Annotated in this window: 19 protein-coding genes and 1 tRNA gene; 7 read left to right on the forward strand and 13 right to left on the reverse strand. The window is 40.2% G+C overall.

Annotated elements, in window-relative coordinates; all coding sequences use genetic code 11:
• Positions 1 to 27: 27 nt before the first annotated feature.
• Positions 28 to 588 carry a class I SAM-dependent methyltransferase gene (locus ACXAG7_RS04040; RefSeq protein WP_476666044.1) on the reverse strand — a complete coding sequence of 187 codons (561 nt, stop codon included), beginning with the start codon at positions 586 to 588 and terminating at the stop codon, positions 28 to 30.
• A 201-nt stretch (positions 589 to 789) separates the two neighbouring features.
• Here ACXAG7_RS04040 and ACXAG7_RS04045 point away from each other — a divergent pair, with 201 nt between their 5' ends.
• Both ACXAG7_RS04045 and ACXAG7_RS04050 read left to right on the forward strand, forming a co-directional pair.
• A complete protein-coding gene (locus ACXAG7_RS04045) occupies positions 790 to 1,335 on the forward strand; it encodes a ComF family protein (protein ID WP_476666045.1) in 546 nt (181 codons plus the stop codon).
• A gap of 52 nt (positions 1,336 to 1,387) precedes the next feature.
• Positions 1,388 to 2,983: an Ig-like domain-containing domain gene (locus ACXAG7_RS04050; protein ID WP_476666046.1), complete on the forward strand. Its 1,596-nt coding sequence runs from the start codon at positions 1,388 to 1,390 to the stop codon at positions 2,981 to 2,983.
• Positions 2,984 to 3,026: 43 nt separating this feature from the next.
• Here ACXAG7_RS04050 and ACXAG7_RS04055 read toward each other — a convergent pair whose 3' ends face one another.
• The 5 genes from ACXAG7_RS04055 to ACXAG7_RS04075 form a co-directional block, all read right to left on the reverse strand.
• Complete coding sequence (locus ACXAG7_RS04055; RefSeq protein WP_476666047.1) at positions 3,027 to 4,718, reverse strand: glutamine--tRNA ligase/YqeY domain fusion protein; 1,692 nt, start codon at positions 4,716 to 4,718, stop codon at positions 3,027 to 3,029.
• A gap of 213 nt (positions 4,719 to 4,931) precedes the next feature.
• Positions 4,932 to 5,774, reverse strand: coding sequence for a hypothetical protein (locus tag ACXAG7_RS04060; RefSeq protein ID WP_476666048.1), 843 nt, complete (start codon positions 5,772 to 5,774; stop codon positions 4,932 to 4,934).
• A 4-nt stretch (positions 5,775 to 5,778) separates the two neighbouring features.
• Complete coding sequence (locus ACXAG7_RS04065) at positions 5,779 to 6,636, reverse strand: hypothetical protein (RefSeq protein ID WP_476666049.1); 858 nt, start codon at positions 6,634 to 6,636, stop codon at positions 5,779 to 5,781.
• Between the two features lie 89 nt (positions 6,637 to 6,725).
• Complete coding sequence (locus tag ACXAG7_RS04070) at positions 6,726 to 7,778, reverse strand: helix-turn-helix domain-containing protein (protein WP_476666050.1); 1,053 nt, start codon at positions 7,776 to 7,778, stop codon at positions 6,726 to 6,728.
• A gap of 94 nt (positions 7,779 to 7,872) precedes the next feature.
• On the reverse strand, positions 7,873 to 8,433 hold the full coding sequence (locus ACXAG7_RS04075) for a YceI family protein (RefSeq protein WP_476666051.1): 561 nt from the start codon (positions 8,431 to 8,433) through the stop codon (positions 7,873 to 7,875).
• Between the two features lie 101 nt (positions 8,434 to 8,534).
• Here ACXAG7_RS04075 and ACXAG7_RS04080 point away from each other — a divergent pair, with 101 nt between their 5' ends.
• On the forward strand, positions 8,535 to 9,374 hold the full coding sequence (locus ACXAG7_RS04080) for a helix-turn-helix transcriptional regulator (protein ID WP_476666052.1): 840 nt from the start codon (positions 8,535 to 8,537) through the stop codon (positions 9,372 to 9,374).
• Between the two features lie 29 nt (positions 9,375 to 9,403).
• Here the strand turns inward: ACXAG7_RS04080 and ACXAG7_RS04085 are convergent, their stop codons facing one another.
• Together ACXAG7_RS04085 and ACXAG7_RS04090 are read right to left on the reverse strand one after the other, a co-directional pair.
• Positions 9,404 to 11,248 (reverse strand): M1 family metallopeptidase, encoded by a 1,845-nt coding sequence (locus ACXAG7_RS04085; RefSeq protein WP_408041910.1) that lies wholly within the window; start codon positions 11,246 to 11,248, stop codon positions 9,404 to 9,406.
• Positions 11,249 to 11,316: 68 nt separating this feature from the next.
• Complete coding sequence (locus tag ACXAG7_RS04090; protein ID WP_476666053.1) at positions 11,317 to 12,954, reverse strand: S8 family peptidase; 1,638 nt, start codon at positions 12,952 to 12,954, stop codon at positions 11,317 to 11,319.
• 84 nt (positions 12,955 to 13,038) lie between these two features.
• On the opposite strand from ACXAG7_RS04090, the gene ACXAG7_RS04095 reads away from it, so the two are divergent.
• Positions 13,039 to 13,230, forward strand: a complete 192-nt coding sequence (locus ACXAG7_RS04095; protein ID WP_476666054.1) for a hypothetical protein — start codon at positions 13,039 to 13,041, stop codon at positions 13,228 to 13,230.
• Positions 13,231 to 13,292: 62 nt separating this feature from the next.
• On the opposite strand, the gene ACXAG7_RS04100 is transcribed toward ACXAG7_RS04095, so the two are convergent.
• The 5 genes from ACXAG7_RS04100 to ACXAG7_RS04120 form a co-directional block, all read right to left on the reverse strand.
• Positions 13,293 to 14,138 (reverse strand): MBL fold metallo-hydrolase, encoded by an 846-nt coding sequence (locus tag ACXAG7_RS04100; protein ID WP_408041912.1) that lies wholly within the window; start codon positions 14,136 to 14,138, stop codon positions 13,293 to 13,295.
• A gap of 636 nt (positions 14,139 to 14,774) precedes the next feature.
• A complete protein-coding gene (locus tag ACXAG7_RS04105; protein ID WP_476666055.1) occupies positions 14,775 to 15,647 on the reverse strand; it encodes a hypothetical protein in 873 nt (290 codons plus the stop codon).
• Between the two features lie 226 nt (positions 15,648 to 15,873).
• Positions 15,874 to 15,944, reverse strand: a tRNA-Cys gene (locus ACXAG7_RS04110).
• Positions 15,945 to 15,998: 54 nt separating this feature from the next.
• The gene (gene folB / locus ACXAG7_RS04115) at positions 15,999 to 16,361 is read right to left on the reverse strand and encodes a dihydroneopterin aldolase (RefSeq protein WP_408041914.1); all 363 of its coding nucleotides are present in this window, start codon (positions 16,359 to 16,361) and stop codon (positions 15,999 to 16,001) included.
• A 93-nt stretch (positions 16,362 to 16,454) separates the two neighbouring features.
• On the reverse strand, positions 16,455 to 19,274 hold the full coding sequence (locus ACXAG7_RS04120; protein ID WP_476666056.1) for a WD40/YVTN/BNR-like repeat-containing protein: 2,820 nt from the start codon (positions 19,272 to 19,274) through the stop codon (positions 16,455 to 16,457).
• 215 nt (positions 19,275 to 19,489) lie between these two features.
• Between ACXAG7_RS04120 and ACXAG7_RS04125 the strand changes: the two genes are divergently transcribed.
• From ACXAG7_RS04125 to ACXAG7_RS04135, 3 genes are all read left to right on the forward strand, one after another.
• Complete coding sequence (locus tag ACXAG7_RS04125) at positions 19,490 to 20,392, forward strand: ATP-grasp domain-containing protein (RefSeq protein ID WP_408041916.1); 903 nt, start codon at positions 19,490 to 19,492, stop codon at positions 20,390 to 20,392.
• Positions 20,359 to 21,339: a succinylglutamate desuccinylase/aspartoacylase family protein gene (locus ACXAG7_RS04130; RefSeq protein WP_476666057.1), complete on the forward strand. Its 981-nt coding sequence runs from the start codon at positions 20,359 to 20,361 to the stop codon at positions 21,337 to 21,339. The genes ACXAG7_RS04125 and ACXAG7_RS04130 overlap by 34 nt, the downstream gene beginning before the upstream one ends.
• Positions 21,340 to 21,838: 499 nt before the next feature.
• Positions 21,839 to 23,131, forward strand: a complete 1,293-nt coding sequence (locus tag ACXAG7_RS04135; protein WP_408041918.1) for an aminopeptidase P family protein — start codon at positions 21,839 to 21,841, stop codon at positions 23,129 to 23,131.
• Positions 23,132 to 23,214 lie beyond the last annotated feature (83 nt).

The raw sequence follows: 23,214 nt of genomic DNA on the forward strand, positions 1-23,214 counted from the left end.
AAACTAAATGAGTTCGTGGCTAAAATACTATTTTTTAAGACATTTATACACAAATGCCGGAGGAAAATTCAAAGTTTCAAAGTCCAAGGTGATGTTTTTACCGAATACGAGCTTGAGTTTTTTGAAGTAGGTAAGGCTGTATTGGTATTGAATAAACAAGCCTCGCTGCTTGAGTACTGCGTAGCAAGCGCTCAAAATACTGTGTGATATCTTTTTGGGAATAATGGTTAATGGGAGGCTTGAAACAATGTAATTGGCCTGTGTAAATCCAAATGTTTTTAGGTGTTCCTCGAGGTTTTCAGCAGATTCGTTTAGCAATATGAGCTGAGGATGCGTTATTTTTTCGAGTTCTTTTAAGAAAATAGGATTGATTTCAAAGCAAATTAATTTGGTATGCGGTTGTAGTTTTTCGAGTATGACCTTGGTAATGGCTCCATCACCAGGCCCCAATTCAACAATGACATCTGCCTTGTCAAAATCGATAGGCTTTAACATTCTATTGGCTAAAAAGCGCGAACTTGGAACTAAGGTTCCCGAGGTTTTGTAATTTTTTACAGCCTCTTTAAAAAAACTGAATTTGCTTTCCAAAGTGTAATTTCTTAATTTTTTTCTTAATTTTCAAGGTAAAAACTGCTAGTAAAGATGCAATTTTTAAAAGATATATTCCATATTTTTTTTCCTAATTTGTGTGTGCACTGCTCAATACCTTTAGTTACAGGTGAAAAATTCTTGTGTCTCGAGTGCAATCATCAAGTGGTTCCTATTCCTTATGACGAGTACCATCAAAAAATGTTACAAAGTACTTTTTACGGAAGCGCAGTAATTGAACAGATTTCGAGTTATATGTATTTTAGGAAAGCGACGCCTTCACAGTCTTTAATTCACGCATTGAAGTATCGCGGTCAAGAGGCCATAGGGACATGGCTAGCTAAAAGAGTCGTGATGCAATTGCAGGAACAACACTTGTTTGAAAGCGTTACAGCCGTAATGCCAGTGCCTTTGCACTCCAGGCGACTAAAAGAGCGAGGATACAACCAAGTGACTGCGTTTGGAACCGTCTTGGCGAGGACTTTAGGGGTTGTATATCTTACAAAAGTGTTAAAAAGAGTCTCTACGCGTTCCTCCCAAACAATATTAAAACGCTTTGAACGATTTTCTAATAGCGATACCCTTTTTACTTGTGAAGAGCATGCGTTGTTACGTGACGCCCATATTTTGCTGGTAGATGACGTGATTACCACAGGTGCTACGTTACTTAATTGTTGTGAGCAATTATATAAGGTGGGCGTTCGTAAAATTAGTATTTGTACTATGGCATATACGCCAAAGGAATAGTTTTGATGCCTTTATTTTAGTACTTTTGACATGCCTTATAAATTGAATATTTGTGAAGATAACAAACATAGTTTACGCGATGGTTTTTGCCAGTATCATATCCAGTTGTGCAAGGGTGGGACGACCAGAAGGTGGTCCCAAAGACGAAACAGCTCCAATTATGGTAACGGCGAATCCGCCATACGAAACCTTAGAATTTAAGGAGAAGAACATACGAATTTACTTTGATGAGTATATCACCTTAAAAGAGTTGACGAAGCAATTGGTTGTTTCACCACCGGTTAAAACGCCTTTAATCATCACACCACAAGGAACTCCCAGCAAGTATATTTCCATCAAAATCATGGATACGCTCAAGGAGAATACTACCTATACGATTAATTTCGGGAATGCGATACGCGATAACAACGAAGGCAATACTCTGGAGAGTTTTAAATACGTGTTTTCAACCGGGACTTACATCGATTCATTGAAAGTAAAGGGAGCTGTTAAACCCGCATTCAGACAAAAGAAGTTTTCGAATATCGGAGTGTTCTTGTATCGTTACGACCGCGATTTTAACGATTCTATTGTTTATAAGAAGAAACCTGATTACGTTTCCAATACCTTAGATTCTACCGATTTTGAGTTTAGTAATATCCGAGAAGGTAAGTATTTGATGATTGCGTTAAAGGATAAGGGAAATGATTACAAATTTAATCCTAAAGTTGATCAAATTGGATTTCTTTCTGATACCTTACACCTGCCACAAGATAGTATTTTAGCCAAAGAAATCGTGTTGTTTACAGAAAAGCAACCGTTTAAACTAAAGCGTCCGAAAGAGTTGTTCAAGGGAAAGATACGCTTTGGTTTTCAGGGCAACAAAGCCGACTTTAAGGCTCGCCTATTGTCACAGGTGCCAGCCGATTTTAAAGCCATTGCTGCTTTTGACGAAAAACGAGATACGCTGAATTATTGGTATACTCCCAATGTGAAAGATTCGTTGCAATTTGCAATAGAACATCGAGATTTTACAGATACAGTTACCGTACGACTGCGCAAGAAAAAGATAGATTCGTTGCGAGTAACTTCGAAGATAAAACGCATTCTGAATTTAAAAGACACGTTGATATTAGAGGCGAACAACCCTATTGTGGCCATTGATACGAGTAAAATTTCATTGGTAGACAGAGATACGTTACCTGTGAAATATCGCATAGCACAGCTACGCCACACGAAATTAGCGGTATTGTTTGATAAGAAACCGTCGAATGAATACAGTTTCCAGATGCTACCGGATGCATTAGAGGATATTTATACCTGTAAAACGGATACCATTAAGTACCAGTTTGGAACTCTTGAACCAGAAGATTACGGAACCATTATTTTTAATGTTTCCAATGCAAATAATCACCAATTGTTAGTCGAGTTAATAGATGGGGATGAGGTGATAGATCAGCGTGTAATCAACAGTACAAAAACCGTTAATTATACCTTGTTAGAACCAAAGGATTACTTGATTAGAGTTATCGTGGACGACAACAAAAACGGAAGGTGGGATACCGGAAATTATTTGAAAAGACAACAGCCGGAACGCGTAGAATACTTCCAAAAAATACTGAAGCTTCGCGCCAACTGGGTAGACAATGAAACGATGATTATCGAATAAATAAAAAAAGCCGCTAACTGTAAAATTAGCGGCTTTTTATTTATTATTTATTTTTCTTTGACCAAGTGTCGCGAAGGCCAACCGTTTTATTAAAAACGAGTGCCGTTTCACTGCTGTCATCGTCAACGTTGAAGTACCCCAATCGCTGGAATTGGAATTGGGCTCCTTTAGCTGCCGATTTTAAACTTGGTTCTACAAATGCTTCGATAACATCCAAAGAATTTGGGTTTAAGAACTCCATAAAGTCTTTGTCTTTATGACTGTCTGGTGCCTCGTCAGAGAATAGGCGGTCGTAAATGCGTACTTCTGCTTTTTCCGCGTGTTTGATAGACACCCAGTGTAAGGTTCCTTTTACTTTGCGCTTACTTTCTTCGGTACCGCTTCCTGATTTACTCAAAGGGTCGTAGGTACAGTGGATTTCTGTAATGTTTCCTTCGCTGTCTTTTACGCAGCTTTCTCCTTTGATGATGTATCCGTTTTTAAGTCGAACTTCTTTACCGATAGACAGGCGGAAGTACTTGCGGTTCGCTTCTTCTTTAAAGTCTTCTCTTTCGATGTAGAGTTCTCCAGAAAAAGGAATTTCACGTGATCCAGCAGTTTCATCTTCCGGATTGTTTTCAGCGATTAAGATTTCTTCTTGACCTGCTGGGTAATTCGTGATGACCAATTTTACTGGGTTTAAAACCCCCATGACTCTGTTGGCAATTTTATTAAGGTCCTCACGGACTTTAAATTCCAATAAGGCCACATCAATCACATTTTCACGTTTTGAAACTCCAACAGTTTGGATAAAGTTGCGAATTGATGCTGGGGTATATCCTCTTCTGCGCAATCCAGAAATGGTTGGCATTCTCGGATCGTCCCATCCTGCCACAACACCTTCTTCTACGAGCTTCATAAGCTTACGCTTACTCATTACGGTGTAGCTGAGGTTTAAACGCGAAAATTCACGTTGTTTAGGAGCAAGAGGATATTGTTCTTTGCTTAAAGGATAAACCTGATCGCGGAACCAATTGTACAGTTCACGGTGCGGTTTAAATTCTAAGGAGCACAAAGAATGTGAAATTTGTTCGATATAATCACTTTCACCATGGGTCCAGTCGTACATAGGGTAAATAACCCAGTCATCTCCGGTTCTGTGGTGAGTTTTCTTTAAAATTCGGTACATGATAGGATCTCTCATCAACATGTTTGGAGAGGTCATGTCTATTTTTGCGCGTAATACGTGTGTTCCTTCATCAAATTCACCAGCTTTCATACGAGTGAATAGGTCTAGGTTTTCCGCTACACTGCGGTCTCTGTACGGACCAGCAACTCCAGGTTCAGTAGGAGTTCCTTTTTGAGTAGCCATGGCTTCTGATGACTGTGAATCAACATAGGCCTTACCATCCTTAATTAAGAGTACAGCCCAATCGTATAACTGCTGGAAATAGTCAGAAGAGTAACATTCGTTTTCCCATTGATACCCCAACCAAGCTACGTCGCGTTTGATAGCGTCTACGTATTCTTGTTCTTCTTTAGCAGGGTTTGTATCGTCGAAACGAAGGTTTACAGGTGCTTGGTACTGCTCTCCTAATCCAAAGCTAATTCCGATGGCTTTTGTATGCCCAATGTGTAAATACCCATTCGGCTCAGGAGGAAATCGAAAACGCAAATGCTCTTGTGGCATTCCATTGTTTAAATCGTCTTCGATGATTTGCTCAATAAAGTTTAATGATTTCTTTTCTTCTGACATTTTCTTAAGAATTGAAGTGCAAAATTAGTGAAAATAGTTGAGCCAAATGGCCTTACCACATCCTTTTGCAGTAGCAATACATGCTTGAGTTGATTTTTATCAGAGAACCCCAGTGTTCGATGGCGCGAACACTGAGGTTTTTCAGCTTTACTCAGTGTTGTAAGAAGGGATACCCAGTGTAGGGCATAGGAATTTTATGAGAAGCTCGGATATTTATTGCTTGTATTTCCCGTTAGGAAGTACCTGTGGTAATTGATAGCGAGGGGTGGTTAGCAACGCGTAAATGGCAGTATCCGTTTGTGCTACCTTCGCTTTGGTATTGAGTTTCCATTCGTTTTCAATGTCGGCAGCTCTATTGGTCTGAGCTCCTAAAATAGAGGTCATGGCCCAATAAAAGTATTCTGTGGCTTGACAGTTGTAGGTACAAGTAGTGTCGTCATAGGTATACCAAGCTCCTGTAGGATACGGATTGGGAATTGAGGTAAAGCTACCTCCTCGGGCCTTGTCCATGGCATTTGTCAAGGTGGTTCCTTGCTGTTCTCCAAAAATACTAGGATAGGCATAGGCGTAACCAGCATGGGTAATGAGGTGCCATACTTCTTCTAAACTGGCATCAAATCGGCCTGTTTTACCTTGTTGTACATAATTCGGATTGGTTTCGTCGTTTCCGAGGTCTTGACCTAACCTCCCTGCCGGTGGGGCTCCCATATCTCCTTGAGATTTCCAGAGAAATAAGAAGGCTTTGTTAGCAACCATTTTTTCGACAACTAGTAGGTTGTCGGGGGTACCGTCGGCATTGTTGTCGAGGTATTGAGCCATAACATTGGCGGCGTGCAGGAGCTTGCTGTCTTCGACCTTTGGAGCTGCGTAAATATCGATTCCAAACACAACGACCTTTCTGTTAAATTGGTTCATGCCGGCATCGGTATTCGCGACGATTTTAAAGTTAGGGTCTTTGCCTGGGGCTATGGGACCTTCAGGAGTAGTATCGGTACAGGCGCTGGTTCCTAAGAGAAATAACAAGGCACCTAGGGTGTTGTATAGTGCAATTTTCATGGGCTTATTTTATGGTTTTTCCTATTTTGTGTGCGTAGTTAGGGACTAACTTCATCGGAACGTTTTTAGTTTTCATAAACGCTAAAGCGGCCTTTTGATGGGTGTTTAAAGCAACTTCTTGTCCGGCATAAGCGATGGCCCAAATTTGATGAATGTATTCGTTAACGGCAGTAACCTTATCGTAGTTTCCGTTTTCCGCGGCATTCTGTTCTGAGATATCGTAGGTTTTTGCTTGAATATCTTTGTCCATGTGTGTGCGTAGAGCGCCACCCGTAGTAAATCGGAAGCTCTGATCGGTTCGGCTATAGGCTTCGGTAATGGTGTGAAAGGTTTCTTCCCACAGGGCATTAAAATTAGGCGGACGCCACGTTGAGGATTCTAACTTGCTTACCGTCCAACCTTTACCATTGTAGTCTTTGATATAAGGCCAATGATTGGTTTGCATGGACATGCCGTAGAGTCCCTTGGCGTTTACTTGGGTCGATTCGGAAATCTTGTCGACCATAGTAAGTGGACCTGAGATGAATAGGAGTTTTGCAGCGAGGTCTTTGTTGAGTTGTTTTTTGTCAGCATCGATGACTCCGTCGTTATCCTGGTCCAAGAAATTACTGAACAAGCGAACGCTGTGGTCAAATATTTCTTTTCCCGTAGTTCCGGGAGTCGTTTCCGGACTTCCCGGTTTTTGAGCACTACCTACGATGTAAAATCCGTTGATTTCATGAACGAAATCGGCATTGGCTTTAAGGTATTCCACTAAGGAACTAGTGTTGTTGCTCGGTGAGGTGTTGGAGTTGCTGTCTGAACAAGCGTAAAAAGAGACAAAGGAGATGATGGCGAAACACCAGGTAAATTTTTGTAACATACTTTTAAGAATTTATGGGTGATATACTGACAATCGCAAAAGTATATCCAAAAGTATGTATAGCTGCTGTGAAAAAGTCCGAGTAGACGTTAGTCGGACGTTTGTTGGCGTTTTTGATACTGTTTAGGGGTACAGCCTTCTATGTTTTTAAAGGCTGCGTAAAAGGTTGACTTCGAGCTGAAACCGGCTTCTGTTGCCAATCCTAGGATAGAAAGTTGTACAGCCTTATCGGAAGTGAGGAGTTGTTTTACGGTTTCGACACGAAAGGTATTGATAAAGTGATAAAAATTGGTATTCGCGTAGGTGTTGATGAGTTTGGAAAGCTCTTTTTCTCTGATGTCTACCGCTTCTGAGAGGCTTTTTAGGTTGAGATTGGAATTGCGATACAATTCTCGTTCTTCTATACAGCGAACCAGCTTGAGGTATTTTTCGCGATCGGCCGCAGTTTCGGTATTGCTGTCTTTTTTTGAGTTAGGGCTAACGGAAAAGAGTTCGGTAGCGAAGATTTCGGGTTGTGAAAATCCGTTGTAGCCAATCCAAAAAATCATAAAATAGGTTCCCAGGTTCGAGAGGTAGGCAAAGTAGCCCGCCACGGTTTCAAATTGGAATCCGATGAGGTCTTCTACTATCCACAGTAAATGAAAGGCGATAAAAATATAGATGATGGTTTTAAGCCATACCAAACTCTTATTTTCGAGATCAGAATAATAGTTGGCTACGTCTTTTTGATGGTTACTTATGAGCATCCACAGGTATCCGAGTATTCCCAAGTTGTACAAATATTCTAGGATTGCAGGAAATGAGGGAGCTATGCCGATGCCATTTGCAAGTATTCCGGGAACAAAGAGTAAACTGTGCCACCTCTGCCAACGCTTAAACAACGTTTGTTGAACATAGATAACGAGTAACGGAAGGGTAAACCAGGTTGTTTGAAGGTAGAGTTCAAAGCTTGGGACTAGTATTTCTTTAAAGCTATCAACCACTTCGAGCATTAATGACCACAAAAATAAACCGAGGAATACTGTTGCTTTTTTATTTTTTGAGGGGGTACTAAAAAACAGTAATCCTAAGGTAAATGCCGTACAAATAGACAGGATATCAATTAGGGCATAGGGTGAGAATTCAAGGGTAATTTCTTTCATGATTGCTAAAGATACGTGCAAAAATGACAAAAGGCAAAAGCACGAACTGCTTTTGCCTTTTTTAGTCACTCAAGAAACTTGAGAGAGGGAATTTTTATTGTTGGTTCATTTCTAGATGAACAGTTACAGTAACGTCTTTTCCAATAGGAGTCATTCCTTTACCTAAGTTAAAATCTTCTCTTTTTATTTGTGTTGTCAACTTCAGTCCGGCCTTGTGTTTTCCGTTACGACCTTTAATTACACCGTTTAACTTTCCTTTAAAAACGACTTCTTTACGCACTCCTTTGATGGTGATGGTTCCTTTGGTTGTAAAAGTTCCGTTTTCACCAGCTGTAAAACTTTCACTTTTAAAGGTAATTTGAGCGTGGTTTTTTACATCAAAAAAATCAGGAGCTTTTAGGTGGTTATCTCGTCCTCCTTGGTTGGTGTCAATACTTCCGGCAGCGATACTGACGTCGAAACTAGGGTTTTCGAACTGAGCTCCCGCGGTAGCTTCGATATCGAACTGTTTGAAATTTCCGGTAACTTCCGATATCATAAAATGCGATACTGAAAAACTGATAGACGAGTGTGCTTTGTCTACTTTCCAAGTGCTTTGGGCAATACTCAATTGAAAGCTAAAAGCAACTGCTAAGAGTAACATAAATTTTTTCATTATACTTGTTTTATATTTTCGTACTGCACAAATGTACAGTCAGCGATGGCTGTTGTGCTTATGAAAAAAAGAGGAATAGTTATTAATTTACGCTTGTACTTATGAAGTCGAAACAGCAAATCCCCATCCATGATATCGGTCTTGAATTCGCCGTGAATGTAGAACGTATCTCGTATAGGAATCCTTATGATTATCACAAGATTCACAGGCATAGCTATTTTGAAATGTTGTTTTTTGTCCAGGGGGGAGGCGATCAGTTGATCGATTTTGAAAGCAGTGCTATTGAAGATTTTAGTTGTTATTTTATCAAACCCCGACAAATTCATTTGGTAAAACGCTTGGAGAACGCCGATGGATATTTGGTGCAGTTTACCCATGAGGCACTTAATACAGTCTTGTTAAAAGACTTGGATATGTTGGCCTATCACAAAACAAACAAGGTAATCTACGAGAATGATGAGGTGCTCAGTGCTAAAATGTTACAATGGGTATTTATGATTCAGGAAATACAGCAGCAGCCTAATCCACATGCGCATGCGATGTCAAAACACTTATTGGCCACCTTGTTGTACGACTTGGATAGCTGTTTAAAGTCACAGCAGCAAACACCGGCTATTTTGAGTAAAACGGCAGTGGCATTTACGGAATTGGTCGATGAGAAACTAAACGCGTGGTCTGTTAATGAGTATGCAGATGCCCTGCGGGTAAGTACTAAAAAATTGACTGAATTGGTCAAGGAAAGTTTCGGTATAACTCCGTTGAAGTTTATTCATAAAGCGCTGTTACTCGAAATAAAAAGAGACTTGGTCTTTAAAGAAACCAATATAAAGGAGGTGGCTTATCACTACAATTTTGACAGTCCTTCCAATTTTAGCTTGTTTGTAAAAAAGCAAACGGGCTACAGTCCTTCAGAACTACAAAAAATACTAGCAAAGCAATAAAAAAGGGAAGCAATTGCTTCCCTTTCTTTTTATTTAGTTACCTCAAAGGTATTGTTGTCCATGTTTATGTCGGCCATTCGTTGTGAAGGGTCAATACTGACAGATTTTACTGCTTTGGCAGCATTAAAGGTATAGGTAGGGTGGGCAAAAGTCCAATCGGTTAAGGTGGTTCCTTCCGTTGGTTTTGCGCCTCTCATCATGCGTAGCGGAATGGTAAACTGTTCTTTTTTACCATCGGTATAGGTAACCTCAACATCGATAGGCATCGGCATCGTTCCGATACGCTCCAAAGTGATTTCCTTACCGTTTACGCTTTTAACACCGTAGTCGATAGTATGTGTTGTTTGAGTCCATTCGTTTAAATACCAATCGAGGTGAATACCTGAAACTTTTTCGGCTGTTCTTTTGATATCGTTTGGCGTAGGGTGCTTGAATGAAAAATCACGGAAGTATTTTAACAATGTCTTAGCGACGTTTTCTTCTCCGATAATGTACTCTAACTGGTACAGGAAGATACTTCCTTTTGAGTAGCTACCCATTCCGTAGGCCATGTTCGTGTGGTAACGGTCAGCGTGGGTAGTTAGTGGTTCTTCAGCGTTGTTGCGAACTACGTAATTATAATATTGGTACGAACCTTTGTGTGGGTTTGTTTTGTTGAGATTCATGATCTCATTTTCTGCCTTGTTAGAGATGTAGGTAGTAAATCCTTCATCCATCCACGGGTGTTTGGTTTCGTTGGTTGCGAGTAAAAACTGGAACCAGGTGTGGGCCAATTCGTGTGCAGTTACTCCAAACAAACTTCCCCAGCTGCGCTTTCCGGTAATTAAGGTACACATAGCATACTCCATTCCACCGTCACCTCCTTGCATTACAGAATACTGTTTGTAAGGGTATTGTCCTACGTGTTTGCTAAAATACTCCATCAACTCTGCTGTTTTAGCTGGTAACTTTTTCCAGTTTTCCAAATACTTAGCATCGAGGGTTTCTTTGTACAAGAAGTGTAATACAATACCGTTGTCCATAGTCAAAGTATCGTGAATGTACTCAGGGTCTGCTGCCCAAGTAAAGTCGTGTACATTGGGAGCTTTAAAGTGCCATGTAAGTTTTTTACCTTTTGGTTGCTTTACTTTTTCGCCTTTTTTCTCATAACCATGTCCTACATTTTGTGGGTTTTGTAGGTAACCGGTTCCTCCTACTGTATAGGCTTTGTCGATGTGTAAGGTTACGTCAAAATTACCCCAAACACCGTGAAATTCTCTTCCGATATACGGAGGTGTATGCCAACCTTCAAAATCGTATTCTGCCATTTTTGGATACCATTGGGTCATTGAAAAGGCAACTCCTTCGGAACTATTTCTTCCAGAACGACGGATTTGATTCGGTACTTGTGCATCAAAGAGCATATCAAAAGTAACGCTTTCACCAGGTTGAATAGGCTGGTTGAGTTGTACTTCTAAAATGGTTCCTACGGTTTCATAGGATACCGCTTTTCCGTTCTGTTTAAGACTCTTCACCTTGATATAACCAATTTCAGAAGGCTTTAATTTACTGATGCGATCTTTTACGCGTTTGTCTGGATCTTGGATGTTTCTCGAGCGCACATCCATTTGTGAGTTGGGTTGGAAGGCGTTGAAATACAGGTGGTAGTACACGTTGTTTAATACGTCAGGAGAATTGTTGGTATAGACCAATTTTTGAACTCCTTTGTACTGAAATTTTTTGACATCTACATCGATGTCCATCGTGTAGTCAGCGTGTTGTTGCCAATAGTTGTTGGCAGTTGATGATTGCTGAATTGGGTTGTTTTGCTGTTGCTTAGCAGAAGCACAAGCAATTATAGAAAGCAAACTTACCCCTAATAAAAATTTTTTCATTTGCTAATAAGTTAAAAAAAAAGAGCATTTTAAAATGCTCTTTTCAAATATAGTGAATTATTTGGTTTTTACTTTCTACCGTTCACCATTCTATCAGCCATGCGAACTGCATTGTAAGCGTTTACTACACGACCTGAAACAGATAAGTCAGCAAAAGGAACCATTAAAGGTTTTGCACCACGTCCTCCAGTACCTGGCTTCAATACGTCGAAGTCAATTTTTGTACCTGAGTTCATTAAGATGTGCTTTACTTGACTCGCGGTTAATTTTGGATAGTACGAACGGATTAAGGCAGCAACACCAGCAGCATTTGGAGATGCCATTGACGTACCGTTAAATTTCTTGTACTCGTTTTCTGGAGTTGTTGAATAGATTTGTACACCAGGAGCGAATACGTCTACGTTTTTCTTACCGTAGTTAGAGAAACCAGCAGGTAATTCTTCGTTGTACTTAGCACTCATAGCTCCTACCGTTAAGAAGTTGTCAGCAACTTCATTTTGTAAGTCTGGAGCATCGTTCGGGAATGTTTTTTCAACATCGATATCTTTACCGTCGTTACCAGCAGCATTTACGATTAACACATCGTGTTTTGCAGCGTATTTGATAGCGTCGTAAACCCACTCTTTGTTTGGAGAGAAGGCCTTACCAAAACTCGTGTTGATTACTTTAGCACCGTTGTCAACAGCATAACGAATTCCTAAAGCTACATCTTTATCGTACTCATCTCCGTCAGAAACAGAACGCACTGCCATAATTTTTACATTATTAGCAACTCCATCCATTCCTTTATTGTTGTTACGAGTAGCTCCGATGATTCCTGATACGTGTGATCCGTGAGCTTCACCAACTTCAGAGTGTCCTGTGTTACCATCACCTGATCCTGGCTTGTCATTGATATCGTATGCATTGTCACCTACTACTTCACGGTAGTTTGTTTTAAGGTTTTCTCCCTTGATAGTTTTTTCAGCACCTTCAATCCCTTTTTTGAAGTACTCAGTTGCTTCGTCTAAGTTTGAAAAATAAGAGAACATTTGTGTTGAAAAACTAACAGCTTGTTCTAATTTTGGGTCTGTAGTCTTTACAGACTTGATGTCTTTCAAGGTGTATTTATCTGAACCGAAGTGCTTTTTTAAAGCTTTTGCTGATTCCTCACATCCAATTAAATAATTAGCATATGATTCTTTTGTTTTTTTAGCTTCGTTTACTTTTTTAGCTTGGTAGGCTTTAACTTCAGCTAAAGTTTCGGCATCAGCAAGAGATGGGTTCATTAAGATACGCTCGTACTCTAAGTGTTCTTTGTACGATTTTCCTAAGAAGTTCCATCCGTTAATATCGTCAACATAACCGTTTTTATCATCGTCAATTCCGTTTCCTGGGATTTCTTTTTCGTTTACCCAAGCAACATCTTTTAAATCTTCGTGTTTTAAATCAGTACCACTGTCAACTACACCAACGATTACCTGTGTACTTTTCTTTCCTTCTAAAAACTTATAAGCTCTGTTTACACTCATTCCAGGAATAGAATCTGCTTCCAAGTCTAGGTGTTGCCAATTTTCTTTTTGGTAATCAGTCAAAGGTGCCTTTTTTGCAGGAATGTTAATTGCGGTATTGCTTCCTGCAGGAACAGGAATTTTACTGATTGAAGAACAACCTACTAGGGCTGTCATTGCCATTGCTGAATAAAAAGCGGGCTTCAAAATTTTCATAAATTAAAGTGTCTTTAGTTCAATTGTAAAATTATTGTTTTTTTTAGTTATATTCGTCGTTATTAACAGAAATAATTAATAATTATGAAAAGTTTAAAAGAATTAGAAGTTTATAAAATTTCAAAGAAAGAGAAAACAACGATTAAGGGAGGTGATAATGGACAAGATGCCATTTTGAAGGATAAATATGATGAAGCTTGGGAAGATGGTAGAGGCGAGTTTTGGGTATCTGGTACTAGAACCAGAAAAGATGGAAAGGGAAGCCGCCATTTTTAATTTATAAAAGTTAAGATATTTATTAGGCCTGTAGACTATTAGTTTACAGGCCTAAAAATTGCTTAATTAAAAATGTCTGTAAATTTATAACTTTCCTTTAAACGAACGCCTTTTTCTGTGTGTTGTACGGTACACAATTCGTTATGTGCATCGTGTTCCAAAAAGAGGTAAAACTCCTTGTCGGCAGCTTCGTTTAAAAATACTTGTTTCTCTTTGATGGTAAGTAGCGGGCGTGTGTCGTAGCCCATAACATAGGGGAGTGGAATATGACCTACAGTGGGGAGTAAATCGGCCATAAATACGATGGTTTTTCCTTGGTAATTGAGTTTTGGGAGCATTTGCTTTTCCGTATGGCCATCGACAAAAATCACATCAAATCCCAGTTGGTCTTTGGCATTTCGATGTACGAAATTCAATTGACCATTTTGTTCGATGGGTAAAATGTTTTCTGATAAAAAAGAGGCTTTTTCGCGCGCATTAGGTTGAATCGCCCATTGCCAATGGCGGTCGTTACTCCAAACTTTGGCATTTTTAAAGGCGGGCATATATCCTGTTTTATCGGCATTCCACTGAATAACACCACCGCAGTGGTCAAAGTGTAAATGCGTTAAAAAAACATCGGTTATATCATCTCTGTGAAATCCGTATTGTGCTAGCGAACGGTCAAGGCTATGGTCTCCGAAAAGGAAGTAATACCCAAAAAACTTGTCTGATTGTTTGTTACCTAGTCCGGTATCAATTAAGGTCAACCGATCACCGTCTTCGATAAGCATACAGCGGAGCGCCATATCAATCATATTGTTTCCATCTGCTGGATTGGTGCGTTGCCAAATAGATTTGGGAACCACGCCAAACATGGCGCCACCATCCAATTTGAAATTTCCAGTTTCTATAGGGTATATTCGCATAAGAACAAAGATGGTGATTTTTCGTGAATTTTTTGTTAAGGAAATCCAAAAACCGTTTGCAAACGTTTAAGATTTTTGATTCTTATTTGGTGCTTGTCAGGATTTAGATTCCAAAGCGAACAGGATTGGAGGAAGTATTTTTGAAAGAAGCGGTATCGTGGAGGTACTTCTTGCAAGTTTAGAAAGGACAGTAGCTAGTGTACAAAGATTAGACCCCAAGTGCTTTCAGTTGTGTTCTGCATTCCTGCAAGACTATTTTTCTGGTGTGAAGCAATTTTTGGGTTCAATAGTTCAACTGTTGATCGGTTAGGGGCTAGTCTTTAAACCTACCTTCATTATAAGCGAGAATAAGGAGGTCGAGCAGTACTTTTTGGTTGACTTATGGAGAATAGCTACGAACATGGATGGAATACATGCTGTATTTTATATGGTAATTCTTTGTTGTGTATTATCGGTAAACCTTTCGATTACAGAGACTAATTCGAATTTTGATCCCTAATTTGAATATTGTTACAGATAGTTCCTTCAGATATTTATTGAAATTGTCAATTCACCTCAGTTGTTTTGGAAGGTAGGAATACCCGTTAAAAAAGGTATAAGATAAGTGCACAGCGGGATCGGTAATGTTCCTAAATTTTAGCGTTCACGTCTCCAAACATCGTATTGAATAGAAGGCAGTCCTATATCTAATGCCCTTCTATTTTTATTGTACTTCGCAAAGTCTTCTTTTCTCAAATTGCTACCGCTAAACGTACCGTATATTTGATTTTCACCTCTGTAAATGTACATCTGATCAACCAGGAGGGCATAGGTATACGGAGAACAGACTCCTCGTGCTACAAATTTTTTTATTTTAGGAAGAAAATAGGTCGTTCTACTGCTGTCGTTGGGATGTAACAAAAGGGTTTCGATACCGTAAAAGGAATTATCGATATGATAATTTCCGACTACCAGCTCATCCGGATAAATCTCTTTATCAAATAGACTTTTAAGTATTTTTTCATTTTCTAGGTCTGTCTGTTTCATTTTATCGGGATTGTCCTCGTTTGACCTGTAATATTGGTCTTGTTCCAGCATGGCACTCATTTGAGCTCTTAACTTCAAGTCGACACTTGCCAAATACATCTTCTTGAGTTTTTCATAGCTGGTTTCAATTTTGTACTTACGGTAGGCTTCTTTTAAAATGGGGTGTGCGAGTACAGCTCTTTTTCGGATTCCATATGTTGAAAAACATCGTTCCAGATCTGCTTTCGATATTTTTTTATTGGAGTTGGCTTTACTTATCAAATAGTAAAAATACTCGTTGGTTCTAAACCCGTTTCTAAAGTCGTACTTTTTATAAAGGCTATCAAATATTAAATAGGCTTGTTCATTTTTACCAACAAAAAGTAAGCTATCTGCTTTGGCGATAGACAAGTAATAGTATTTGTAATCTAAGTCGTTACTTTTTGTAGTGGTCGTTGCGCAACCCAAACAAAAAATGACCCATAGCGCTGTAAAATATTTCATAGTAGTTTAGAGAATTCAAAGGATTAAAAACCTGACCTTTCTCGGTAGTTTAAGATCAAAAATACGAGGTTTAAGTCGGTACTTTGCAAGGGGGCGGAAAATAAAAAAGATCGGTGTAGGTGCTCTGGCAAAGAAGGATGATGTCGATAGCAAAAAACACCAATAGTAAAAAGGATTCTCTACAAAACTAAAAATCCTGAAAACCGGATGGTTTCAGGATTTTTTGAGGTGTCGAGCGGATTCGAACCGCTGTAGATGGTGTTGCAGACCACTGCCTAGCCACTCGGCCACGACACCTAATGAATTAGGACTGCAAATTTACACCTTATTTTAGTTTATGCAAATGTTTTTTTAGTTTTTACGCGTCTCTTGTAAAACAATAACTACCTGCTCAACATCACCGCCAATAGGTGGATTAATTTTGGCAACGCTCACCTCCGCTTCTGTTACCATAGGTAACTCGTTAAAAATGCGATCGATAATTCGCTTGGCAACGTGCTCTAATAGCTTTGAACGAATGGCCATTTCTTCTTTTACGATGTGATTTAAATGCACGTAATCAACGGTGTCTTTTAATTCGTCTGACTGTGCTGATTTTTGTAAATCGGCTTTTATTTCTAAATCTACTCTGTATTCAGAGCCAATTTTTCCTTCTTCTTCCAAACAGCCGTGATTGGTGTAAAGGCGTATGTTGTTAACTCGTATGATTCCCATAGTACAAAGATACTGATGTTTTAGTGGATGCCGTAGTACTTTTTTTAAAGAAGCTAGGACAAAAAAAGAGCAGCTCATGGCTGCTCTTCGGTTTTATTTTACAGTGAATTTTTGCGTGGCATTGGCCAATCGGATCAAGTACGACCCTTTTGGAAGGTATTGCACGCCGTTTTTCGCTTTTTTGAGTTCGGTCTTCGGTGCTTTTTTACGGAAGTTCTTAGCGCCTTTTTTGTTCATTGAAACGTCGTAGGTCACGCTGTTGAATCCCTTAGTTAAGGTCACCGGTTTGCTGTAAACTAAGGCGTCGTCGAACAGTACTTCCAGCGTCGCTGTTTGTGCTTTGGTACTGAAGTACACTACCGTAACTTCTGGAGTACTCGGTTGTAACCATCGACTCCACGAATTTCCCCAATAACTACTTTTTCTAACTGGGGCTACAGGAAACAATTGCGAGGCATTTGTGTCGTTGAGGTTTTGTAGGGCTTTGATGTTGGTGGTGTACAGGCTACGGCCATGGGTACCTATGATGAGATCTTTGGCTTTAGGCTGAATTACCAAATCGTGCACGGCTACCGGTGGTAGTTGACTAAAAGGTTGCCAAGATGCTCCAGCGTCGAGGCTTACATAGGCGGCATTGTCGGTACCGAGATACAGCACATCTGGGTTTTTGGGGTCTTCTTTGATCACGTTAATAGGTGCAAGTGGAAGGTTATTGCCAATGTTTTTCCAGGTGTTTCCAAAGTCGTCAGAGACGAACACATAAGGTGTAAAGTCATCGTTTCGATACCCGTTTAAGGTGGCGTAAACACGTTCTTTTTTGTGCTTAGAAGCAATAACTCTACTTACCCATAAATTTTGTGGTAGTGATGTTGCGATATTTTTCCAACTTCCACCACCATTTTTACTCAGGTGAATAAGTCCGTCATCAGAGCCTACGTACAATACGCCAAACTTAAAGGGACTTTCTGAAATGCTGGTGAGTGTACCATAGGCGACATTTCCTTTTTTACCTCCCTGTGTTAAGTCACCAGAGATAGTTTCCCAAGTTTTTCCTTGGTTCAGAGAGCGGTGTAACTTGTTTCCTCCGAGGTATAAAATATCTTCGTTGTGTTTGGATAACTGTATGGGGGTTTGCCAATTAAAGCGGTAAGGAGTTTCTCCGAGTTCGTGTTTTGGCTGAATATAGCGTTGTTGTCCCGTTGCTCTGTCAATGCGGAAGTAGTTTCCGAATTGATATCCGGTAAATACGATGTTCGGATTTCTCGAGTCAACGGCTACTTGCATACCATCGCCACCCATAATACTTTGGTAAGGATTTTTTCCGGTTTGCTTCCAGCGCTTATCCATTTTGGCATTGTGGTCAGCAACCCAAACTCCGTTGTCTTGCAACCCTCCGTATACTTTGTAATTTTTTTGTTGGTCGGCATACACCGCGTAGAATTGTCCTACAGCAGGAGCGTTGAGTTTGGTCCAGCTAGCTCCGTCGTCATAAGAGATGTTCAAACCGCCGTCATTTCCATCGATGAGGTGCCCTGAGCGTTTAGGATTTACCCATAAGGTTTGGTGATCGGCATGGACGTTTTCTTTACTGATAGAAGTAAAGCTTTTTCCGCCGTCTTTTGATTTTAAGATAGGTACCCCTAATACGTAAATGGCATTTTTATCGCTAGGATCTACACGTACCTCTCCAAAGTAATAACCATATGAATAAAAGAGATCGTCGATATAGCCTTTATGAGTTTTTTTCCAAGTTTTTCCTCCGTTTTCAGTACGGTATACTTCTGCTCCTATCACAGGAGTATCGAATAAAAGAGCGTTGGCATTTTCCAGATACTTAGCGAGGTCAGCAGGTTTAACTGCTCCAGAGCGCACGAGTTGTTTTACGTTTTTTGCGCGATATTTTTCTTGAAATCCATTCGATTTCAGGTAAGTATTTAGTTTTTTATCGCTTAGAGCGAGGAGAGCTTCTTTGCTCATCGACTTAAAATCGTCTTTGGTCAAGGCGTGTGAGCTACTTTTTTGTTTGCTGTCCTTTTTGCGTCTAAATTGATTGTCGTGAATGGCGTAGACCGTATTTTGGTCGAAAACTGCCAATCCAATTCGTCCAACGCCTTGTCCTTTCGGAAAGCCATTACCGTCGGTGATTTTTGACCAAGTATCTCCACCATCACTACTTTTATAAATAGCAGAATGTGCTCCGTCACCATCAAAATTCCAAGCCTTTCGCTCGCGTTCCCAAGCGGCAGCATAAAGTACCTTGGGATTATCAGGTGCGCGCTGCATATCGATAATTCCGGTATGCTCGTTAATATAGAGTTTGTGTTGCCAAGTTTTCCCTCCGTCTACCGATTTAAATATTCCGCGTTCTTTGTTCGGAGTATAAAGGTGTCCGATAGCTCCTACAATGATTTCGTTCGGATTATCGGGATTGAGTAAAATACGTCCGATGTGATGACTGTCAAAGAGACCTGTATGTTGCCATGTTTTTCCGCGGTCCGTCGATTTGAGGATTCCAATTCCGGCATAAGATGAACGAGAAGAATTATCTTCTCCAGTACCTACCCATATAGTGTGGTTTTTCCAATCTACGGCGATATCTCCTACGTTTTGCGTAGGGGCGGTATCGAGTACTGGTTTAAAGGTGGTTCCGTTGTTTTGTGTGTACCACACACCTCCTGAAGCGTATCCGACATAAAATTCTGTAGGATCCGACGGATTTACCGCTAGGGCGACCACGCGTCCACTCATTACAGTAGGACCGATATTGGTGAAAGAGACGTTTTTAACAAGTGAATGCTTATGTAAGTTTTGCTGAGTGTCCAAAGAAGCTTTTAAAGCGTTTGCAGTACTTGCTTGCTGTCCAAAAGTAGCAACAGAAAACAAAGCAAAAGCTGAGGTTATTAGCGCTTTCATTTAGTTGTTGATTTGGTTTATAAGCAGGAAAAGTACTATTTCCTTTAAGCTATTTCAAAAAATTAACAAAATTTAAGAAACCCATTAGGAGGTTTGCCGAACAAGCTGCTAAAAAATATAGTAGATTTGTGAAGTGTCGATACACCTCACCATGGTAACAGGCTAAATGGTTTTTAATCAGGTAGTACTGGGTGGATTAATTTTAATACTGTTTTATGAATATAGGTATACTTTCAGTTAGTGATCAAATTTACTCTACGAAAAGGCTGTATGAAGAAGCGCTCAAAAGAGGGCATGAAGTAGCCATCATAAATCATTTGGAGTGTAGCATTGTATTGTCAGGAGGCCGAAAAAAAATCTTGTACGAGGGAGAAGATATAATTGACGAATTCGATGTGATTATTCCGCGAATCGGAGCTTCGGTAACGACGCAAGGAGCTGCCATTGTAAAAGAGTTTGAGTTAAACGAAGTATTCAGCACAGCGCGCTCACTGGGTATTTGGAGGTCGCAAAATAAGTTGCGTACGCTTCAATTGTTAAATAGTAAGCAGTTACCCATACCCGATACCTTATTTTCAGCAACGCCGATCAATTTAAAGTCACAACTCAAAGCCCTCGGAGGTCCTCCAGTAATTATAAAACTTCAAGAGGGAACTCATGGTATGGGGGTGATGCTCGCAGAAACTGAAAAATCGGCGAGTTCCATCATCGATACGTTACACACGATGAACTCTAGTTATTTGTTACAAGAGTTTATCGAAGAGAGCAAGAGTGAAGACATTCGTGCCTTTGTCGTTGGGGGGGAAGTGGTTGCCGCAATGAAACGAAAAGGGACCGACGACGATTTTCGTTCGAATTTGCACCGAGGTGGTACTGCCGTGGCCATTAAAATATCGGCAAAAGAAGAAGCGATGGCAGTAAAAGCGGCACATTATTTAGGGCTGCCAGTTGCCGGGGTCGATATGATACGATCTAAAAAAGGTAGTTTGATTATCGAAGTGAATTCAACTCCGGGCTTACAGGGAATTGAGGCCTATGCTCGTGTCAATGTAGCCGCCGCTATCATTAAATTTTTAGAAAGTAAATGGAAATCAAAACCTATAAAAACCAAGAAATAGTTATACGTGGTGAACGTATTGGTTTGGGAGAGAGTAGTCTGATTAAAATTCCAGTTGACAGATTGGCAACAGGGACCTTGATCGAAATCCCCGTATACGTCTTTAACGGAGAAACTCCGGGTCCTACAGTGTTACTACAAGGAGGCTTACACGGCGACGAAATTAATGGGGTGGAGTTAATTCGACGCATGTTAATTGACAAGCGATACAAGATTACAAAAGGCTGTGTGATAGTGGTTCCGCTACTCAATGTATTCGGTTTTTTGAACCTTGCCCGTGACATGCATGGAAAAGATGTAAATCGCAGTTTTCCAGGAAGTAAAAAAGGTTCATTGGCGAGTAGTATGGCAAATTTTATCAGCAAGGAACTCATTCCGTTAATTGATTTTGCTATCGATTACCATACGGGAGGTGCCCAGCGAAACAACTATCCGCAAATTCGATATACGCCCATCGATGCACGAGCGGCGAGTTTGGCCAAGCTCTTTGCAGCTCCTTTTGTGTTTCCTTCACGACTGATTTCGAAATCGTTCAGAAATGAGTGTTTTAAGCAAGGGGTGCCTGTTATCGTGTACGAAGCAGGAGAATCATTGCGTTTAGACGAGTTTGCCATAGAAAAGGGAATAGAGGGAACTTTGCGAATTCTCAAGCATTTTGAAATGATTGATGAACAGGTTCACTTGCCTAGCTTGGAGCAACCAGTGTACATTGCCAAGCGCAGGTGGATACGTGCTAAAGCTGCAGGTCTTTTTAGTGCAAGCGTGTACAACGGAGCCGCTGTTACCAAAGGAATGGTATTAGGAACCATTGTGGACACTTATGGTGAAACGAAGTTCAGTGTAAAAGCCCCAAGTGACGGCTATATTATTGCCCTTAATTTTTTTCCGGTCATCAATAAAGGTGATGCACTTTTCCATTTTGGAATGAGCGAGGGACAAGAAGAGTAAAAAAATACTTGTTTAAATCATTTATTTTTAGTTACTTTAAGGGCTAGCTAGCAAAGAGAAATCAAAAAATCAAGAATTTAATTTTTTAGCTTACTTACAGGAGCTCCCGACAGCGATCTTTCGGGAATGCCGTAGCGCAAACAGCTGCTAAAGGTTCTTTGGAACTCCATGAGTTCTGGGAGGAGGCCTTGGGGCGCAATACACCACATACGTGAGTATTGTTTTAGGTAGTGGTTTGAGAGGTATCGCGACTACAGACGTTTGTTATGGTGTTTTTTTGTTGATAATTGGTCTTATAAAAACACGAGGAGTGAATGATAAGAAGTAAGTAGAATGAAGGGTGAAAGATGCCGAAAGGCATCTTTCTTTTTTATTGCTAACTACGATTTTTCTCAGTTTTTACAAAACTGCTGAATTCCTTGTTAATTTTAGGGGCAGTTACTGTATAATTACACCCTTTTTGGTTAATTTTGGATTTGATAATAAGAGTATTTACGACATGAAATATAACGCAATAGATCGCAATTTGTTTATTCAAAATCGCAAGAACTTTTCAGCTGCGATGAAGCCAAAGAGCATCGCCTTTTTTAATTCAAACGATATTTATCCGGTAAGCGCTGATAGTACGCTTCCTTTTGAACAACACCGTGACATTTTTTATTTGAGTGGTGTAGATCAGGAAGAGAGTGTGTTGGTGTTGTTTCCCGACTGTCCGAAACCTGCGTACAGAGAAATTTTGTTTTTACGTGAAACCAATGAACACATTGCCGTGTGGGAAGGAGAGAAACTCACTAAGGAAAGAGCGGAGGAAGTAAGTGGAATTACCACTGTTTTTTGGTTACAAGACATGCAGAAAGTGATTTTTGAGCTAATGAGCTATGCAGAAGTATTGTATATCAATACCAATGAGCACTACAGAGCCAATGTAGAAACGGAAACTCGCGAGGATCGCTTTACGAAATGGTTGCGTCAGGAGTATCCAGCACATGCTGTGGCAAAGAGTAATCCGATATTACAACGCTTGCGTTCTGTTAAAAATCAAGTAGAGTTAGATTTGATTCAAAAAGCCTGTGATATTACCGAAAAGGGGTTCCGCAGAGTATTGGATTTTGTAAAACCCGGAGTTTGGGAATACGAAATTGAAGCTGAGTACATTCATGAGTTTATCAGAAATAGATCAAAGAAATTTGCTTATACGCCCATTATAGCCTCGGGTGCTAACGCCAATGTGCTACATTATATCGAAAACAATCAGCAGTGTAAGGCCGGTGATTTAATTTTGATGGACGTTGGAGCAGAGTACGCAAATTACTCCTCTGATATGAGTCGTACGATTCCAGTTTCGGGACGATTTACCGACCGACAAAAAGCGGTTTACAATGCGGTGAATCGCGTGAAAAATGAGGCGACTAAATTGTTAGTGCCAGGAACTATCTGGGCAGACTACCACGTTGAGGTTGGGAAAATTATGACCTCAGAGTTACTCGGTTTAGGATTGTTAGACAAAGCAGCTGTACAGAACGAAGACCCGAATTGGCCGGCGTACAAAAAGTATTTTATGCACGGTACTTCGCATCATTTAGGTTTGGATACGCACGATTACGGATTGTTACACGAGCCTATGGAAGCAAATATGGTATTTACCGTAGAACCGGGAATTTATTTGCCAGACGAAGGCTTCGGAATTCGCTTGGAAGACGATGTGGTTATCCAAGCCTCAGGAGAGCCGTTTAACTTAATGAGAAATATTCCTATCGAAGCAGAGGAAATAGAATCGTTAATGAATCAATAAAACAAAGCAAAAACGAAGGGCTACTAAGAGTCCTTCGTTTTTTTTGTCCTGAGCTTGATTTCTTTCTTGAGTTTGGGAATTAC

The sequence above is a fragment of the Tenacibaculum sp. AWR4_210 genome, from assembly GCF_056160945.1.

What these genes read in the sequence shown, in the direction of transcription:
- ACXAG7_RS04045 (WP_476666045.1), top strand. Translation starts at nt 790, where the DNA reads ATGTTACAAAGTACTTTTTACGGAAGCGCAGTAATTGAACAGATTTCG.
- ACXAG7_RS04055 (WP_476666047.1), bottom strand. Translation starts at nt 4,718, where the DNA reads ATGTCAGAAGAAAAGAAATCATTAAACTTTATTGAGCAAATCATCGAA.
- ACXAG7_RS04060 (WP_476666048.1), bottom strand. Translation starts at nt 5,774, where the DNA reads ATGAAAATTGCACTATACAACACCCTAGGTGCCTTGTTATTTCTCTTA.
- ACXAG7_RS04065 (WP_476666049.1), bottom strand. Translation starts at nt 6,636, where the DNA reads ATGTTACAAAAATTTACCTGGTGTTTCGCCATCATCTCCTTTGTCTCT.
- ACXAG7_RS04070 (WP_476666050.1), bottom strand. Translation starts at nt 7,778, where the DNA reads ATGAAAGAAATTACCCTTGAATTCTCACCCTATGCCCTAATTGATATC.
- ACXAG7_RS04075 (WP_476666051.1), bottom strand. Translation starts at nt 8,433, where the DNA reads ATGAAAAAATTTATGTTACTCTTAGCAGTTGCTTTTAGCTTTCAATTG.
- ACXAG7_RS04080 (WP_476666052.1), top strand. Translation starts at nt 8,535, where the DNA reads ATGAAGTCGAAACAGCAAATCCCCATCCATGATATCGGTCTTGAATTC.
- ACXAG7_RS04085 (WP_408041910.1), bottom strand. Translation starts at nt 11,248, where the DNA reads ATGAAAAAATTTTTATTAGGGGTAAGTTTGCTTTCTATAATTGCTTGT.
- ACXAG7_RS04090 (WP_476666053.1), bottom strand. Translation starts at nt 12,954, where the DNA reads ATGAAAATTTTGAAGCCCGCTTTTTATTCAGCAATGGCAATGACAGCC.
- ACXAG7_RS04095 (WP_476666054.1), top strand. Translation starts at nt 13,039, where the DNA reads ATGAAAAGTTTAAAAGAATTAGAAGTTTATAAAATTTCAAAGAAAGAG.
- ACXAG7_RS04100 (WP_408041912.1), bottom strand. Translation starts at nt 14,138, where the DNA reads ATGCGAATATACCCTATAGAAACTGGAAATTTCAAATTGGATGGTGGC.
- ACXAG7_RS04105 (WP_476666055.1), bottom strand. Translation starts at nt 15,647, where the DNA reads ATGAAATATTTTACAGCGCTATGGGTCATTTTTTGTTTGGGTTGCGCA.
- folB (WP_408041914.1), bottom strand. Translation starts at nt 16,361, where the DNA reads ATGGGAATCATACGAGTTAACAACATACGCCTTTACACCAATCACGGC.
- ACXAG7_RS04120 (WP_476666056.1), bottom strand. Translation starts at nt 19,274, where the DNA reads ATGAAAGCGCTAATAACCTCAGCTTTTGCTTTGTTTTCTGTTGCTACT.
- ACXAG7_RS04125 (WP_408041916.1), top strand. Translation starts at nt 19,490, where the DNA reads ATGAATATAGGTATACTTTCAGTTAGTGATCAAATTTACTCTACGAAA.
- ACXAG7_RS04130 (WP_476666057.1), top strand. Translation starts at nt 20,359, where the DNA reads ATGGAAATCAAAACCTATAAAAACCAAGAAATAGTTATACGTGGTGAA.
- ACXAG7_RS04135 (WP_408041918.1), top strand. Translation starts at nt 21,839, where the DNA reads ATGAAATATAACGCAATAGATCGCAATTTGTTTATTCAAAATCGCAAG.